Raw genomic sequence first — 675 nt, 5'->3', positions numbered from 1 at the left:
GCTGTTGCTTCATCCAAAAGCAGGATGGGGCTATTTTTCAGGATGGCGCGGGCTATTGAAATTCGCTGACGCTCACCGCCAGAGAGAAGATTTCCATTCTCGCCAGTCGGCGTATCGTATCCCTTTTCCATCTTACGGATGAAGCTGTCACAGTTAGCCTCCCGGCAGGCAGCCTCGATTTCCGTGTCCGTAGCATTAGGACGAGCGTGTCGGATATTATCCCGGATGGTATCGTCAAAAAGAAATATGTCCTGGTCTACCATAGAAACTTGCTCCAGTACACGCTCTGCGGCAACATGGTTAATGGGTTTACCGCCAATAGAAATCGTCCCGCCCGTTGCTTCATAATATTTTGCAATCAGGTTCAAAATAGTAGATTTGCCGGAGCCAGAGTCTCCGACAATGGCCGTGAGCTTTTGATCTGGCACCGTAAAGGTGGCGTGTTTTAGTACCGGTTCACCGGGAACATATGCAAAATCTACATTGTCAAATGTGATTTCATGGGTAGCTGTGTGAAGCGGCTCCATGCTGCCAGTTTCCTCCGGCTCATTCATTACACTCAAGATTTTGTTTTTCGAGATCATCAGGTTCTTATAACTGGTAAGGTCTACAAAAATCGAGTTAGCCAGCTTTGCACAGAACAGGGGCAGCATACAAATCAAAAGGTAGTCCACC

Annotated in this window: 1 protein-coding gene; it reads right to left on the bottom strand. The window is 47.7% G+C overall.

What is annotated here, in order from left to right:
* Positions 1 to 675, bottom strand: a 675-nt coding sequence (locus tag DWW77_RS17840; RefSeq protein WP_118609270.1) for an ATP-binding cassette domain-containing protein, incomplete at both ends; no start/stop codon positions are given.

The sequence above is a fragment of the Ruminococcus sp. AF17-12 genome (assembly GCF_003479245.1).
Lineage (GTDB): Bacteria > Bacillota > Clostridia > Lachnospirales > Lachnospiraceae > Blautia_A > Blautia_A fusiformis.
The sequence above is the reverse complement of the archived record's forward strand: the minus strand, read 5'-3'. Positions and strand labels throughout refer to the sequence as shown.